16 protein-coding genes and 1 tRNA gene are annotated in these 15,187 nt (G+C 47.7%); 13 read left to right on the forward strand and 4 right to left on the reverse strand.

Annotation, left to right across the window (positions count from 1 at the left end; all coding sequences use genetic code 11):
* Positions 1-8 precede the first annotated feature (8 nt).
* Both CWI83_RS00260 and pepA read right to left on the reverse strand, forming a co-directional pair.
* On the reverse strand, positions 9-461 hold the full coding sequence (locus CWI83_RS00260; protein ID WP_126824143.1) for a DNA polymerase III subunit chi: 453 nt from the start codon (positions 459-461) through the stop codon (positions 9-11).
* Positions 462-1,970 (reverse strand): leucyl aminopeptidase, encoded by a 1,509-nt coding sequence (gene pepA / locus CWI83_RS00265; RefSeq protein WP_126824145.1) that lies wholly within the window; start codon positions 1,968-1,970, stop codon positions 462-464.
* A 123-nt stretch (positions 1,971-2,093) separates the two neighbouring features.
* Here pepA and lptF point away from each other — a divergent pair, with 123 nt between their 5' ends.
* Positions 2,094-3,203 carry an LPS export ABC transporter permease LptF gene (gene lptF, locus CWI83_RS00270; RefSeq protein WP_206750104.1) on the forward strand — a complete coding sequence of 370 codons (1,110 nt, stop codon included), beginning with the start codon at positions 2,094-2,096 and terminating at the stop codon, positions 3,201-3,203.
* Entirely contained in the window at positions 3,200-4,267 is a 1,068-nt protein-coding gene (gene lptG, locus CWI83_RS00275; RefSeq protein ID WP_126824148.1) for an LPS export ABC transporter permease LptG, read from the forward strand. The genes lptF and lptG overlap by 4 nt, the downstream gene beginning before the upstream one ends.
* Before the next feature lie 8 nt (positions 4,268-4,275).
* Here lptG and CWI83_RS00280 read toward each other — a convergent pair whose 3' ends face one another.
* Complete coding sequence (locus tag CWI83_RS00280; RefSeq protein ID WP_126824151.1) at positions 4,276-4,818, reverse strand: RDD family protein; 543 nt, start codon at positions 4,816-4,818, stop codon at positions 4,276-4,278.
* A gap of 170 nt (positions 4,819-4,988) precedes the next feature.
* On the opposite strand from CWI83_RS00280, the gene CWI83_RS00285 reads away from it, so the two are divergent.
* The 10 genes from CWI83_RS00285 (at position 4,989) to dnaB (ending at position 13,014) form a co-directional block, all read left to right on the forward strand.
* Positions 4,989-5,075 (forward strand) — tRNA-Leu (locus CWI83_RS00285).
* Positions 5,076-5,246: 171 nt separating this feature from the next.
* Positions 5,247-7,589, forward strand: coding sequence for a ribonuclease R (rnr, locus tag CWI83_RS00290; protein ID WP_126824153.1), 2,343 nt, complete (start codon positions 5,247-5,249; stop codon positions 7,587-7,589).
* Positions 7,586-8,347 carry a 23S rRNA (guanosine(2251)-2'-O)-methyltransferase RlmB gene (gene rlmB, locus CWI83_RS00295; RefSeq protein WP_126824156.1) on the forward strand — a complete coding sequence of 254 codons (762 nt, stop codon included), beginning with the start codon at positions 7,586-7,588 and terminating at the stop codon, positions 8,345-8,347. The genes rnr and rlmB overlap by 4 nt, the downstream gene beginning before the upstream one ends.
* 5 nt (positions 8,348-8,352) lie before the next feature.
* Positions 8,353-8,805, forward strand: a complete 453-nt coding sequence (locus tag CWI83_RS00300; RefSeq protein ID WP_126824159.1) for a hypothetical protein — start codon at positions 8,353-8,355, stop codon at positions 8,803-8,805.
* 138 nt (positions 8,806-8,943) lie between these two features.
* Positions 8,944-9,318: a 30S ribosomal protein S6 gene (rpsF, locus tag CWI83_RS00305; protein WP_126824162.1), complete on the forward strand. Its 375-nt coding sequence runs from the start codon at positions 8,944-8,946 to the stop codon at positions 9,316-9,318.
* Between the two features lie 5 nt (positions 9,319-9,323).
* Entirely contained in the window at positions 9,324-9,656 is a 333-nt protein-coding gene (gene priB, locus CWI83_RS00310) for a primosomal replication protein N (protein ID WP_126824165.1), read from the forward strand.
* A gap of 10 nt (positions 9,657-9,666) precedes the next feature.
* Entirely contained in the window at positions 9,667-9,894 is a 228-nt protein-coding gene (rpsR, locus tag CWI83_RS00315) for a 30S ribosomal protein S18 (RefSeq protein ID WP_006956988.1), read from the forward strand.
* Positions 9,895-9,937: 43 nt separating this feature from the next.
* Positions 9,938-10,390 carry a 50S ribosomal protein L9 gene (gene rplI, locus CWI83_RS00320; protein WP_126824168.1) on the forward strand — a complete coding sequence of 151 codons (453 nt, stop codon included), beginning with the start codon at positions 9,938-9,940 and terminating at the stop codon, positions 10,388-10,390.
* A 132-nt stretch (positions 10,391-10,522) separates the two neighbouring features.
* Positions 10,523-11,509, forward strand: a complete 987-nt coding sequence (locus CWI83_RS00325) for a DUF4097 family beta strand repeat-containing protein (RefSeq protein WP_126824170.1) — start codon at positions 10,523-10,525, stop codon at positions 11,507-11,509.
* Positions 11,510-11,580: 71 nt separating this feature from the next.
* A complete protein-coding gene (dnaB, locus tag CWI83_RS00330; RefSeq protein ID WP_126824173.1) occupies positions 11,581-13,014 on the forward strand; it encodes a replicative DNA helicase in 1,434 nt (477 codons plus the stop codon).
* 18 nt (positions 13,015-13,032) lie between these two features.
* Here the strand turns inward: dnaB and zur are convergent, their stop codons facing one another.
* Positions 13,033-13,476 carry a zinc uptake transcriptional repressor Zur gene (zur, locus tag CWI83_RS00335; RefSeq protein WP_126824174.1) on the reverse strand — a complete coding sequence of 148 codons (444 nt, stop codon included), beginning with the start codon at positions 13,474-13,476 and terminating at the stop codon, positions 13,033-13,035.
* A 72-nt stretch (positions 13,477-13,548) separates the two neighbouring features.
* Here zur and CWI83_RS00340 point away from each other — a divergent pair, with 72 nt between their 5' ends.
* On the forward strand, positions 13,549-15,105 hold the full coding sequence (locus CWI83_RS00340) for an amidase (RefSeq protein WP_126824177.1): 1,557 nt from the start codon (positions 13,549-13,551) through the stop codon (positions 15,103-15,105).
* Positions 15,106-15,187 lie beyond the last annotated feature (82 nt).

Below are 15,187 nucleotides of genomic sequence, written 5' to 3' on the forward strand. Positions count from 1 at the left end.
CACCCATACTAATCTGATAAATCATTAATCGACGCAGCTTGTTTGGTTTCTAATTGCACCCCTTCACTGCGATACACTTTATATCTTTGGCGCGCTAGTTCACGTCCAGCCTCATCACTCGGAACCCAGTCGATGAGTTTCTTGAGTCCCCGCGTCGCAATTGCTTCGCGTTGCAGATTTACCGCTGCGGCAGGGCGTCGTTTAGGGGCTTGGCAGTTCGGCCAGCACAACTCGACCGGAGCTCCATGTGGTGGACCCTCACCACTCAAATTATGCGGAACAAAAGCCTCGGTAGGCTGTTGCCAGAGCGCTTCATCGAGTTGCTCAGCTTGGCTTTGATCGACACAGTACACTCTGACGCTACGAAACTCGCGCCAGAGTTCGGTAATCTGCTGACAGATAAGTCGCTGCAATTGCTCAGCATCGACGTTATCAGTGACGATAAAAAGCCCCTGGGTCATTTAGTTTTGTCCGCTAGTGGTCTGAATTTTATTGAGTAAAAATTGACTCAAGAGCGGTACGGGGCGACCTGTTGAACCTTTTTTGCTGCCACCACGCCAGGCGGTGCCGGCAATATCCAAATGCGCCCAATTATATTTTTTGGTAAACCGCGCAAGGAAGCACGCTGCGGTAATGGTGCCTGCTTCGCGTCCGCCAAGGTTCGAGAAATCCGCAAATGGGCTCTCTAATTGTTCTTGATACTCATCCCACAAAGGCAGTCGCCATGCTTTATCACCGCTTTGCTCCGAGGCATTGAGGAGTTCGTGGGCAAGTGGGTTGTGGCTACTCATGAGACCACTCGCGTGCGCTCCAAGAGCAATAACACAAGCCCCAGTTAAAGTGGCAACATCGATGACTGTGTCAGGCTCGAAACGCTCGACATAGGTGAGGGTATCGCACAACACGAGACGTCCTTCTGCATCAGTATTCAACACTTCAACAGTTTGGCCGCTCATGGTTGTTAGGATATCTCCAGGGCGGTAGGCATTGCCTCCTGGCATATTCTCACAGCCAGCAATAGCGCCGATCACATTGATGGGTAGATCAAGTTCAGCCAATGTTTGCATTGCGCCGAGGACCGAGGCGGCTCCGCCCATGTCATATTTCATTTCATCCATATTGGCGGATGGCTTGATTGAAATACCACCACTATCGAAGGTGAGCCCCTTGCCGACCAAAACGATAGGAGCTTGGTCAGGCTCGCCGCCTTGATAGTTCATCAGAGTAAGGATGGATTCGTGCGCAGAGCCACGGCCCACTGCTAAGTAGGCATTCATACCAAGCTCAGCCATATCAGCTTCACCCACGGTTGAAACCGTTAGCTTGTCATACTCGTTTGCTATTTCGCGAGCTTGCTGAGCTAAGTAGCTGGGAGTACAAATGTTCGGTGGCATATTGGCGACGTCGCGACAAACTTTCACCCCCTTGGCAACCGCCAGGCCGTGTGTAATCGCCGTCTCGCCTATAGATAATTCACGTCGCGTTTGCACATTGAAAACCAGTTTGCGTAACGGGCGGCGCGGCTCTTCTTTGCGCGACTTTAATTGGTTGAAAGTATATAAACCACCTTGTGCAGCCTCGACTGCCATGCGGATCTTCCAGTAGGTATCACGACCTTTCACATGAAGTTCGCTGAGAAAACAGACCGCTTCCATCGAGCCAGTTTCGTTGAGCGTATGGATGGTTTTTTCGATAATTTGTTTGTATTGGCGCTCGTCAAGCTCACGCTCTTTACCGCAACCAACTAACAGGACCCGCTCACTGAGCACATTTGGGACGTGATGAAGGAGTAGAGTTTGTCCAGCTTTACCTTCTAAATCACCGCGTCGTAACAGGCTGCTTAAATATCCTTCGCTTACTTTGTCGAGTTGCTCAGCGACCCCAGATAAGCGGCGAGGTTCAAAAACGCCAACAACGATACATGCCGAACGTTGCTTTTCTGGGCTTCCACTTTTGACATTAAACTCCATAAGTGCTCCTGTAGTTGGCGGTTGACTTAAGTTAGCCACCGTAGAATAATTCTTGTGAAAACGCCAAGTTTACTTAAAAACGCGCGTTTTTCCAGTAAAAATCAAGGTTAAGAGTGGCATCCTGTGCGTATATTCCGCTATTTAATGCGAGAAACATTTAAATCTCAAGTCGCTATATTAGCGGTATTGATGACTATTTTTGTCAGTCAGAAGTTTGTTCGAGTACTGGCAGACGCATCAGTGGGTGAAATTCCAAGTGAAGTGGTATTACAACTACTCAGTTTAAACCTTCCCTCGTTGCTCACTTTAATCCTTCCGTTAAGCTTATTTCTCGGTATTTTGCTCGCTCATGGTCGAATTTATGCCGATAACGAAATGACAGTGTTGCAAGCCTGTGGCGTCAGCGAGTGGTATGTTACTCGAGTCACCTTGGTACTGGCCGCGGTGCTCGCACTTCTCACCGCATTTATGACAACCACTCTAGTGCCATGGTCACTCGAACAAGAACAACAAGTTGAAGAGCGGGCACGGAGTGAATCTGGATTGAGTGTCATTATGCCTGGTCGCTTTCAACAGGCCGCCAACCAAAAGGCCGTGATTTTCGTGCAGGGCTTAACCGATGCGGGTGAACTTGATGAGGTATTTGTTGCTCAGTCGATTCGCGATGAGGCAAATCGATTAGTCGGTGGTGCGGTCGTGATGGCTGATATCGGCGCGGTTGAAGCGACCGAATCTGGTGCGCAAACCCTCGTGTTGAAAAATGGCATGCGTTACACCAACAATATTTCTGCCGCTGAGTATCAGGTGATGCAGTTTGACCAGTACCAACTGCAAATCAGAGAACAAGAGGCCGCCGTTGATGCGCGTAAACTCGAAGCCTTTAGTATGGCAGAGTTGTGGCAACTTGGGACACCGGACGCCAGTGCCGAGTGGCAATGGCGAATCGCGATCCCGCTGTCGATTCCGTTACTCACCTTAATCGCTGTGCCACTTAGTCGGGTCAATCCACGCCAAGGGAAATTCGCCCGCATGGCACCGGCTTTACTGATATATTTGGCGTACTTCTTAATTTTGATGGCGGCCAGGTCTGCCGTTGCAGATGGTGCGATACCGGCTGTTATTGGTTTATGGTGGATCCATCTATTGCTGCTCGTGTTCGGCGTTGCCTTGATCGCTAAAGGGCGTTCGTCAGGTTTAAAAGCCCTCGCACATTTGAAAGGGTTACGGCGATGATATCTATTCTTGATCGGTATATAGCCAAGACAGTTCTGCTTACTTCCGCGTTAAGTCTGACTATCCTTACCGGCTTGTCTAGCCTTATCCGATTTGTCGAGCAACTGCGCAGCGTAGGGCGTGGCAACTACGAAATTGCTGATGCGGGCTTGTTTGTTCTGTTTAGTATTCCTCGAGACATTGAAGTGTTTTTCCCGATGTCAGCACTACTCGGTGGCTTAATTGGAATGGGCATGCTAGCCAGTAACTCAGAATTGGTGGTGATGTTAGCGGCAGGACGCTCACGGCTTAATATCATTGGTTCAGTGATGAAAGCAGCGATTGTGATGATGCTAGCGGTGATGGCCTTAGGTGAGTTTGTGACGCCGCAACTCGAAGCTGAGGCAAGGGAGTTGCGGGCAAGGGCGATTTCTGGTGGCAGCCTAATATCAGCTCAGCAAGGGATTTGGGCTAAAGACGGCAGCCATTTTGTTAATATTGGTGAAGTTGAGAGTACCGGGCGATTACGAGATATCACGATATATGCTTTTGACGGGGAACGTAATTTAGAGCGTGTCATAGCAGGACGTAACGCAGTGTATCAAGATCAGACTTGGAAGATGAATCAAGTCGAGATCACAACCCATGGCTTGGAACGTATTGAACGCCTGCAGCAAGATTATTACCTGTGGCAGTCGTCTTTGACGCCCGACAAACTCGGCGTGGTCACGGTCAAACCTGAGTCACTGTCCTTGCGTGGTTTGACTGAATACTTAGATTACCTTAGTGCGAACAAGCAGGATGCGGCGCGCTACCAGTTGGCGTTTTGGCGGAAATTGCTCGCTCCAGTAACCGTCGCTGTGATGCTTCTGGTTGCGCTATCGTTTATTTTCGGTCCGTTGCGCTCAACCACCATGGGAGCGCGGATTTTGCTTGGTGTCATGACTGGTTTCGGCTTTCATGTGAGTAATGAAATTTTTGGCCCGTTGGCGCAGGTATACCAACTTCCTGCATTTTTTGGTGCGGTCTTACCTAGCTTGATATTCGCCGTTGCAGCGATTTGGGTTCTGCAGAAGCATCGCTAGTTGTTGCTTTAGAGTTCCCGCCAATAATAAAGTTGGTTGGCCTCTTTCGAGAGCACAACTAACTCGGTACCTGCGGCATAATCGTGCCAGGCGCGACGATGTTTAAAATCAACTAAGACCCAAAGGTTACCAAGGCCAAAACAGCATGTCAGCAAACGAATAATGACTTGCTTTTTGGTGAGCCGGCGACCATCACGCTGTTGAACTTTTAAACGCCAGGCTCGCATGCCAACTGTTTGGCCACTGCGCCACCAGAACCACCCGAAAAACAAGCCCAATACCGCGATAAGATAGATCCCGTACCATGGTCCCTGACTTAGCCAAGCTGCATGATCTTGGTTAGGTGCCAGTTGAATTATTCCTAAACTTGAGAGTGCAGCAGCAAACCCCAGTGCAACCCCTGCGGCCAACATGATAATAGCGACGGCAACTAAAAGGTCATAAATCATTGCGCCGAGACGCCGTAAGAACCCTGCACTCGGTGAGTTCGCATGGAGTTCTTGACTGGTTAAAGTCGGCTTTTCGCTGGTCGCTGAGGAAATTTCTGGCATATCTTTAATCCGAGCACAAAAGAGAAAAGCGAATAGTACAGGATTTAAATTATCGCCGCATCTGCATCGCTGTTTATTAAATCAGCAAACAAAACCCGAGACTGATAAATTTGCTTGCGTGAAGTCTTAGCTTGAGTATAATGCGCCGCACACCAAGAATTTCTGTACTTGCCGAAGTGGCGGAATTGGTAGACGCAGCGGATTCAAAATCCGCCGCTGGTAACAGCGTGGGGGTTCAAGTCCCCCCTTCGGCACCATCTAAAGTAATAAATAAACGACTTCCCCAAGTAATGCATTGCAATCTTCAAATGATACATCTCGCCCCTTGAAGTTGTTTGCGACCCAGCTCGGGTTTGTATTTATAGGTTCGAAAGTTTGCTAAACTGAGGGTAAGTTTGTAATCGGGCGTATTGCCCAAACGGAGATTTATGCAAAAAAATTCAACCTCTCAGGAACAGAACCCTGAGTACGAAGTTGAAATCCCCTCACGTGACGAATTACTTGATGCGGTAAAAAACCGACTCAAACCACTTTCTTTCGAAGAGATTATTCAATTTTTCAAATTAACTGATGTGCGTCAGCACGTTGGTGTTAAGCGACGCTTACGGGCGATGGAGCGCGATGGCCAGCTCATATACACCAAAGCGAATGCTTACGGCCTGCCAGAGCGGATGAGCCTAATCAAGGGACGCGTCATTGGGCACAAAGATGGTTTTGGGTTTTGCCGGCCAGAAGCAGGTGGTGATGACCTCTATCTTTCCCAGCAGCAAATGTATAGCGTTTTGCATGGTGACCGCGTTTTAGTGCAGGAATTAAAACGCGATAGTAAGGGGCGCCGAGAAGGGCGGATCGTTCGGGTGATTGAAGAGCGAGCGAGTGCCATCGTCGGACGGTTCTTTGTTGAACATAATATGGGCGTGGTGGTACCGGATGATCATAGAATCCAGCAAGACATTCTGATTCCGGATGAACACCGTAACGGTGCCCGCCAAGGACAAATTGTGGTTGTCGAACTCATTCATCGTCCTAATCGCCGCACTAGCCCGATTGGTCGGGTGGCTGAGATTTTGGGTGAGCATATGGCGCCCGGCATGGAGATCGAGATTGCAATTCGCGAGCACGATATTCCAACAGACTGGGATAATGAGACCACTCGCTACGTTGAAGCGCTCGCTGAAGAAGTGCCAACTGAGGCTTACGAGGGGCGAGTCGATCTCAGGCAGCTTAACCTCGTTACTATCGACGGCGAGGACTCCCGTGATTTTGATGATGCGGTCTATGCTGAAAGCAATGACTCCGGTTGGACCTTGTGGGTCGCGATAGCGGACGTGAGTTATTATGTTCGCCCGAATACGAGTCTGGATAAAGATGCGCTCGCCCGCGGTAATTCGGTTTACTTTCCAAATTATGTTGTACCTATGCTTCCTGAGAAGCTCTCCAATGGGCTTTGCTCACTCAACCCAAACGTCGATCGTTTGTGCATGGTGGCGCAAATGGAAATCGACCAAGGTGGTAAGCTAATCGGTAGCAAATTCTATCCTGCCGTCATGTGCTCCAAAGCTCGCTTAACGTATGCTCAGGTGGCGAAATTTCTAGATGGAGATGTGAAGACTCGGCAACAGCTCGAGGGTGTCAGCTCTAATTTATTGACCTTACAACAGCTATACAAAGCACTCAAAAAGTCTCGCCAGCAGCGTCATGCGATTGAGTTTGAAACGACTGAGACACGCTTTGTTTTCAATGCGCAACGTAAAATTGAACAAATCGAACCTGTCTACCGCAATCAAGCGCACATGATCATTGAAGAATGTATGATCATGGCTAACGTCGCGACGGCAAAACTCATCGAGCAAGATGAGCAGTGGGGTGCATTGTTTCGCATACATGAAGCGCCAAGCGAAGAGCGCCTACAAGGGTTTCGAACTTTCCTGAAGGACTTCGGGTTAACGCTGGCTGGAGCCGATGCTCCAAGTCCTGCAGATTATTCCGCGGTATTGCAGCAAATTGCAGGTCGCGACGATGCAGAGTTAATTCAAACAATGCTCCTACGCTCAATGCAACAGGCCGTTTATAGCCCTGATAACCAGGGACATTTTGGCCTTGCTCTTGAGAGTTATGCGCACTTTACTTCGCCGATCAGACGTTATCCTGACTTAATTTTGCATCGCGCCATCAAAGCCATCTTAAAGCAACAAGAGGGGGTATCCCCAGCCTTAGAGGGTGCTTGGATGTATCCTCATGAGCAACTCGAGCAACTCGGTGAACATTGCTCCATGACTGAGCGTCGAGCTGATGATGCGACTCGACAGGTGGACGAGTGGCTTAAATGCGAATATATGCAAGACCATGTGGGGAGTGAATTTTCGGGAGTCATTTCAGCGGTGACGAGTTTTGGTCTATTCGTCCGTATCGATGGTATGCAAATTGATGGACTGGTGCACATTAGTCGATTGGATAATGACTATTATCAATACGATAACGAACGCCATATGTTGCGCGGTGAATCAACAGGGCGGGTTTATCGACTTGGCGATAAGGCGATGATTCGCGTCTGCGGGGTCAATTTAGATGAGCGTAAAATCGACCTAGAACTCTTATCAGCAGAATCGCCAAGTGGTGAAAAGCGACTTGCGGAGCGCGGTGCCAATAAGAGCGATCCAAGTAAAAGAAAAAATAGCAAAGCAAAGAAAGGGAAAGGGAAAGGGAAAGCAAAATCGGGTAAAATAAAGTCCAAACAAACCAAGTCAAAGCAGCGAAGTAAACGCGGATGAGTAAAAAAGTAGCACTCTATGGTCTGCATGCAGTCCAAACCATCATTGGCCGGAATCCTGAGCGTATTGTTGAGGTTTTTGTCGCCCGTGAGCGCCAAGATAAAGTTTTGACGGAGTTAGTGCAAAACTTGCAAAGGCTTGGAGTAAGGCCTCAATTTGTTCCTAAGGCCAGTCTCGATAAACGCGCTGAAGGCGGCAATCACCAGGGGATCATCATGATCGTTAATGATATTCCCCAGCAACACGAGGACGATCTTTACAAGTTACTTGATAATGCGACTAAGCCGCTATTACTGCTAATTTTGGATGGTGTCACCGACCCTCATAATCTCGGGGCGTGTTTGCGCACCGCTGATGCTGCTGGAGTAGCTGCGGTGATTGTGCCAAAAGATAAATCGGCCTCGCTGAATCCTACAGTTCGCAAAGTAGCTTGTGGTGCCGCAGAGACAGTACCATTGGTGCAAGTCACAAACCTCGCCAGAACCATGCGCGAAATGCAACAACGTCAAGTTTGGATTGTGGGCACTGCGGGTGAAGCAGAGCAGAGCTTGTATGATTTCAAAGTTGATGGTCATTTAGCGCTGGTGATGGGTGCTGAGGGGTCAGGTATGCGTCGTCTTACGCGTGAAACCTGCGATGAACTGGTGAAAATCCCTATGGCAGGCTCCGTGAGTAGTTTAAATGTGTCCGTTGCGACCGGTGTATGCCTGTTCGAAGTGGTCCGCCAACGCTATCAAAGCGTACAGACTAAAGGATAATCTTTATGCAATGGTCGCAGCTTTCGTTTAAGCCATTAGTGCTTATCGCTTTGGCATTATTGATGCTAGCGTTAGCTTGGTTACCAACAGGCAGCTATAGTCCTGCTGAACGAAATGACAAACCAAAACTTTATTTCACCATAGCCAGTGCGAGTCATGTTGCAGAGCTCTTGCCTGAAGCTTCGCAAGCATATGACAACTTAGCGTTCGACTTGCGTGACAGAATTACTGCCCGACACGAATGGAAAGTAGTCGAACATCCTGAGTCTTATGCGTGGCGATTGGATATCCAGATAGACACCGCTGCGGATCTTTATCTGGTTGCGGTTGCACTTACTCCGCCGCAATTACAAGCGGCTGAAGCTCGGTTGTTTCGCTTTGAAGCTGAAAAATCCGCTGCTGCGGTCATTCCTACTCAACTGATGAAAGTTATCATCGCCAAAGTGGAAACCCAATAAAGCTTGTCTCATGGGCTAAGTTTGGGTAGAATTCGCCCCCTTAAATCAGTCAGTTTTAATTTTAATTGTTACTACAGCGTTCCTTGCTGCTGCGGGTGTGACTGAGCCAGCAGAAGCTATGAACCATAAGGAGCAGAAATGCGTCATTATGAAATCGTATTCATGGTCCATCCAGACCAGAGCGAGCAAGTACCTGGTATGATCGAGCGTTACAGCGAGACCATCAAAGCAGGTAACGGTACGATCCATCGTCTAGAAGACTGGGGTCGTCGCCAATTAGCATACCCGATCAACAAGCTGCACAAAGCCCATTACGTGTTGATGAATATTGAAGCAAGCGCCGAGACTGTGGAAGAGTTGGAAACAGCATTCCGCTACAACGATGCGGTATTGCGCAATATGATCATGCGTAAAAAAGAAGCGGTAACTGAAGTATCTCCGCTGGCTGCGAAGAAAGAAGATCGTAAAGCTGAAAGCCGCCAAGAAGAGCAAAGCGACACCGAAGCGGCGTAAGCCTGATGTCGAGTTCGCAAGCAAGCTTGGCCGGGCAGTGGAATCAATTGAGGTTGTCTGGGATCATTATCAAACCACCTCGACTATTTCGAAGCCCAAGTGGAGTGAGCCATTTAAAATTTGTTTTGGAACATAAATCAGAACAAGTTGAGGCGAATCTTCCACGTCGCAGTTACGTAAGAATAAATATCGTATTCAGCGGCCAGCAAGCTGACTTCTGGAGTGAAAAGTTAAAACAGAGTGATGCAGTAACCGTAGAAGGTTTCTTGAACCGCGAGGAAGATTCTTCCGGACAAGGCAAATTAGTTCTGCACGCTCAGCAACTTGTTAAGATTTGAGGAGAGCAAAATGGCTCGTTTTTTCCGTCGCCGTAAATTCTGCCGTTTTAAGGCTGAAGGCGTAAAAGAAATTGATTACAAAGATATCGCAACTCTTAAAAATTACATCACTGAGAGTGGCAAAATTGTTCCTAGCCGCATCACCGGTACTTCTGCGAAGTATCAGCGTCAGTTGGCTCGTGCAATTAAGCGCGCTCGTTATTTGTCATTGCTGCCATATACTGATTCACATCAGTAAGCTGGTTTGGCGAACGACCTGAAATTTTTAGAGGTAGCGAATCATGGAAATCATCTTATTAGATAAAGTAGCCAACCTTGGCGGCTTGGGTGACCAAGTGACTGTTAAGTCTGGTTACGCACGTAACTTCCTTTTCCCACAGGGTAAGGCAGTTCCGGCAACAGCTGCAAACGTTGAGATTTTTGAACAACGTCGCGCTGAACTCGAAGCAAAAATTGCTGCAAATTTAGCCGCTGCTGAAGAGCGCGCGAGCAAACTGAATGAATTAGACGCAATCGTTATCACCTCAAAAGCGGGTGATGAAGGGAAGTTGTTTGGTTCAATCGGAACTCGCGACATCGCTGATGCAGTGACTGCTGCGGGCGTCGAGCTACAGAAAAGCGAAGTATTATTACCAAACGGCACCTTGCGTGATGTAGGTGAGTATCAAATCGAACTGCAATTACATGCAGACGTATTTGCGACCATCACATTACAAGTCGTTGCTGCTGAGTAATTGTTCTGATGCTGAAGAAAAGCTACCCACTTGGGTAGCTTTTTTTTTTGACATAAACCTGTACTGGCATTAGTTTAGAAAATTCAAAATTAATCACTCCTTATAATGCATGGATTAGCGAGGACGTACTGATTGCAATTTCCTAAATCTGCCTATCTTTTGCTATTTCTTATCTGCTTATTGCTTAAGCCCTCTCTGACATACAGCGGGCAAGTTTTTTCGCGTACCTATGAGAGTGAACCTACACAATCAGTACAGTTGAACTTGGCTATTTTGGTCGGAACCATAACGATAAAAGAGTGGAGTTCAGATTATGTAAAGATAAATTCGGTCATACCACGAGAATTGAATGGAGAGACGTTTACGCAGCGCGGAAATCTAATATCTTTTGCTGATGCGCGCCTCACTCCGAAAATTAAACGTGAGTTTTATCCCATAAAATTAGAGGTTTTTGTTCCCTCCGGAACCAACTTAATCATTTCTGGCTACGATATTGATCTGCATATCACTGGCGGTGTCGATACATTAATTGCTGATGTCTTGGATTTGAATTTATCTGCTGATGGTGGATTAACCTCCATAGACATTGATACAACAACTTTTGCAGGACACGTGAAAGGTGCGACAGGAGTATTAGGATTAAAATCTGAAACCCTAAGTATCATGATTTCTAATTCGACATTTAAAGATATCTCATTGAGGGCTGACTCAGTCGAGGTAGATGTAGATTCTATTTCAGCTAATAAGTTTTTGCTAAAAGCAGGTACGGGAAGGGCGAAGATGTTATTCGACGACATTGATTCGGCATTTGTCGATATCGATCGAGGTACCATAGCAGTCACTTTAACTGACAGTTTGGTGGAGAATTTTAGAATAGAATCTAAGCTAGCCAATATTTATGTTTCTCTTACAGAACATATATTTGAGTCAATAGAACTATCGGCAGAATCGTTCAATATCATTAATATATTGGGCGATGCTGAGCTGCTTGAGTTGATTGATTTCAATAGAGATCGGAGTCATGCATTTAAAGAGTCTCCCGGTCTGAATAGCCCCAAGATTAACGCTCAAACGGTCAAAGGTCGCATTGATCTCCAATTAACAAAACAAGCTGACTAAAATCCCACTTCCATAACGTAGTGGCTTTTTGTATAGTCTAAAGCCTTCCACAGAATTCCAGTTGAGAGCAAATGACCAGCACTAATTCGAGCACAGCATCCCGCCGTAAAGCAGAAAATAAGACTTCTGATGCTAAACTCGACTCAATCAAACAGCCCCCTCATTCAATCGAGGCCGAGCAATCGGTTCTGGGCGGGCTCATGCTGGATAATGAAGCGTGGGATAGTATTGCCGGTGAAATCATTGCTGACGATTTTTATCATCGCTCTCATCGACTCATATTCTTGGCGATGCATCGGGTTGCAGAACGTGGACACCCGATCGATCCCGTCACTGTAGCTGAGGCTCTTGAGCGAACACAGGAGCTCGAGCAGGTCGGAGGATTCGCCTATATCGGGCAAATTGCAAACGACACGCCAAGCGCTGCAAATATTCGTGTGTACGCACAGATCGTCCGCGAGCGTGCTGTTCTTCGGGAGATGATTGCAGCGGCAAACGAGATCGCAGAGTCGGGTTTCGATACCCAAAATCGCAGCAGTAGCGAGCTACTGGATCTTGCCGAGAGCAAGGTTTTCCAAATTGCTCAGAAACGTATTCAAGCATCGGAAGGTCCGCAAGCAATTGCACCTATTTTGCAACGAACCGTTGATCGCATCGACCAATTAAGCCGCTTAAAGAACCATAATGGTGTCACCGGGGCATCGACTGGTTTTTATGACTTAGATACCATGACCGCCGGTTTACAACCCTCTGACTTGATTATTGTCGCAGCGCGTCCGTCTATGGGTAAAACCACCTTTGCGATGAACCTGTGCGAAAATATTGCGATGCGCAGTGATAAGCCGGTTTTAGTGTTTAGTTTGGAAATGCCAGCTGAGCAAATCATGATGCGGATGCTAGCGTCATTGAGCCATGTTGATCAAACTCGGATCCGTACCGGTCGCTTGCAAGATGAAGAGTGGTCTCGTATTGCTTCAACCATCAATATCCTCAAAGAGAAAAATAATATTTTTATTGATGATGCATCTGGATTGACGCCAACAGAAGTTCGCTCGCGAGCGCGTCGTGTTTATCGAGAGTCAGGCGGTTTATCGATGATCATGGTGGATTATCTGCAACTTATGACTGTGCCTGGAATGGCAGACAATCGGACCCTCGAGATCGCTGAAATTTCACGTTCCTTGAAAGCACTTGCGAAAGAGCTCGAGGTTCCAGTTGTTGCCTTGTCTCAGTTGAACCGGTCGTTGGAGCAACGAGCAGACAAACGACCTGTTAACTCTGACTTGCGTGAATCTGGCTCAATTGAGCAGGATGCTGATGTCATCATGTTTATTTATCGTGACGAGGTCTATCATCCAGAAACGGAGCAGAAAGGAATTGCGGAAGTCATTATCGGGAAACAGCGGAATGGTCCAATCGGCCGCATCAACTTGAAATTCCAAGGCCATCTATCGCGGTTTGATAATTTGGCGAAAAGCGAGCCAGGAGATGGGCCTGATTACTAAAGCAGGCGGACTAAGGCTCTAGCTCGCGCAGTTCTTGCATAGGCCATGGGCTTCGATGGTCTGCGACTCAACGATGAAGCCTTGTGCTTCAGCTTGCTTCTTCAGCGCCTCATAAACCCCATCTGACTGAATCTCTTGGACGTCACCACATTGCTGACAAATCAACATCTGCACCGGGTGTTGGTGATCAAAATGACTACAAAGAACATAACTATTCGAAGAGGTTATTTTGTGGACAAACCCCTGCTCCTGCAGAAAGTCGAGAGCACGGTAAATAGTCGGTGGTTTTGCATTAGGGACCGCACCTTTCAGCTTATCAAGCAATTCATACGCACCGATTGCGCCTGTTTCTGAAGCGAGTAACTCGAATACCTCGCGCCGTGCAGGGGTCATTCGTGCTCCCCGCTTGGCACAAAGTTGCTCGGCTTTATGAATTAATCGATTAATTTCTTTTGTCGTCATGAGGCAAAGTTTAGCATGTGCTGAATGAATGGGATAGAGTACATAAAGTGTCTTATTTTGAGGTGAAATACAATGAAACATTACATCGCAATGGTGATATTTGTCTTGCTCATCATGCCCGTTAGAGCTTCGGCACAAACACCGCCTGACCTGACCGAGGTAAGTATGACCGAAATGCGAGAAATGATGTCGACCGGGTCGCTTACCAGCTTGGAGGTTGTAAATTATTACCTGGGTAGAATTCATATGCATAACCAACAGGGAGCAGATTTACGCGCGGTCATTTCACTGCTTGATATTGATCAAGCTCGCGCGCTCGCGGTTGAGTTGGATAAAGAGCGGGCCGCAGGCATCAGTCGTGGTCCTTTGCATGGGATCCCAGTTCTCATTAAGGACAATATTGATACTGCTGACGGACTTGCTAATACTGCGGGTTCGTGGTTGTTACGTGACAACTACCCGAGTGATGATGCTTTTATCATCAAACAATTGCGTGCGGCTGGTGCGATTATTCTTGGCAAAGCTAATTTAAGTGAGTGGGCAAACTTTCGCTCAACGGAATCATCCTCGGGCTGGAGTAGCATGGGTGGACAAACCAAGAACCCTTATGACACGACTCGCAGTCCGTGTGGCTCAAGTTCAGGGTCGGCGGTCGCAGTCAGTGCGAACTTTATTGCCGGAGCGGTAGGAACTGAAACTGATGGCTCACTTATTTGTCCTGCGCATATTAATGGCATCGTTTCAATCAAGCCAACTGTAGGTCTGCTCAGTCGCGACGGCATTATTCCGATCTCACATAGCCAAGATACCGCAGGGCCGATGACGCGAACGGTAGCCGATGCAGCGTTAATGCTTACTGTGATGGCAGGTTATGACGAGCGTGACGAGCAGAGCTTCGCCAGCTCAATTGATTATACTCAGGCTCTTAAAGAGGACAGCCTTAAAGGCAAAAGGTTAGGTGTGGTGCGTGACTTGAGCGGCTACCATAGTGGCGTTGATGAACTATTCAATACGCGCTTGGAGCAGCTCCGGGCAGCAGGCGCCATCATAGTTGATGATTTAACCTGGCCCAATGGACGTCATTGGGATAATGCCGAATTCGAGGTGTTATTGCATGAATTCAAATTTGGACTTGCTGACTATCTTGCTACAACTGATCTGCCGTATCGATCTCTTGCTGATTTAATTAGCACCAATCAAACCTATCAAAGTCGAGTTATGCCATGGTTTGGCCAAGAATTATTCCAAATGTCTGAGCAACGTACTGAAGCAAATGTTGAGCAGTATCTAGCGGCTAAAGAACGTGCGGCAACTGAGGCGGGTGAGAAAAGTATCGATGCACTGCTTGCTGAACATAATTTAGATGCGATTGTGGCGCCAAGCGGAGGTCCGGCTTGGAAAATTGACCCTATTACCGGCGATCATTTTCTCGGCTCGTCGAGTGGGGCGCCTGCTGTTGCGGGTTATCCGCATATAACTGTACCTATGGGGCTAGTCCAGCACTTGCCTGTTGGAATGAGCTTTTTTGCCAGTGCCAAGCAAGAAGCTTTATTGTTCGAGATTGCCTATGGCTTTGAGCAACTAACTCAGGCTCGAACAGTGCCCAGCCTGCAACCATTTGGACATTAAATCGGCAAAGATCAACTTGCAAAGTAGCGGCTAGTCGTTAGACTAGCCGACCTCTAATAACCGCAAGTGGCCAAAACGAGGA

Source organism: Pseudidiomarina taiwanensis, assembly GCF_003987435.1.
Lineage (GTDB): Bacteria > Pseudomonadota > Gammaproteobacteria > Enterobacterales > Alteromonadaceae > Pseudidiomarina > Pseudidiomarina taiwanensis.

Excerpts from the sequence above, each read along its gene's own strand:
- CWI83_RS00260 (WP_126824143.1), bottom strand. The coding sequence starts at position 461 with ATGACCCAGGGGCTTTTTATCGTCACTGATAACGTCGATGCTGAGCAA.
- pepA (WP_126824145.1), bottom strand. The coding sequence starts at position 1,970 with ATGGAGTTTAATGTCAAAAGTGGAAGCCCAGAAAAGCAACGTTCGGCA.
- lptG (WP_126824148.1), top strand. The coding sequence starts at position 3,200 with ATGATATCTATTCTTGATCGGTATATAGCCAAGACAGTTCTGCTTACT.
- CWI83_RS00280 (WP_126824151.1), bottom strand. The coding sequence starts at position 4,818 with ATGCCAGAAATTTCCTCAGCGACCAGCGAAAAGCCGACTTTAACCAGT.
- rnr (WP_126824153.1), top strand. The coding sequence starts at position 5,247 with ATGCAAAAAAATTCAACCTCTCAGGAACAGAACCCTGAGTACGAAGTT.
- rlmB (WP_126824156.1), top strand. The coding sequence starts at position 7,586 with ATGAGTAAAAAAGTAGCACTCTATGGTCTGCATGCAGTCCAAACCATC.
- CWI83_RS00300 (WP_126824159.1), top strand. The coding sequence starts at position 8,353 with ATGCAATGGTCGCAGCTTTCGTTTAAGCCATTAGTGCTTATCGCTTTG.
- rpsF (WP_126824162.1), top strand. The coding sequence starts at position 8,944 with ATGCGTCATTATGAAATCGTATTCATGGTCCATCCAGACCAGAGCGAG.
- priB (WP_126824165.1), top strand. The coding sequence starts at position 9,324 with ATGTCGAGTTCGCAAGCAAGCTTGGCCGGGCAGTGGAATCAATTGAGG.
- rpsR (WP_006956988.1), top strand. The coding sequence starts at position 9,667 with ATGGCTCGTTTTTTCCGTCGCCGTAAATTCTGCCGTTTTAAGGCTGAA.
- rplI (WP_126824168.1), top strand. The coding sequence starts at position 9,938 with ATGGAAATCATCTTATTAGATAAAGTAGCCAACCTTGGCGGCTTGGGT.
- dnaB (WP_126824173.1), top strand. The coding sequence starts at position 11,581 with ATGACCAGCACTAATTCGAGCACAGCATCCCGCCGTAAAGCAGAAAAT.
- zur (WP_126824174.1), bottom strand. The coding sequence starts at position 13,476 with ATGACGACAAAAGAAATTAATCGATTAATTCATAAAGCCGAGCAACTT.
- CWI83_RS00340 (WP_126824177.1), top strand. The coding sequence starts at position 13,549 with ATGAAACATTACATCGCAATGGTGATATTTGTCTTGCTCATCATGCCC.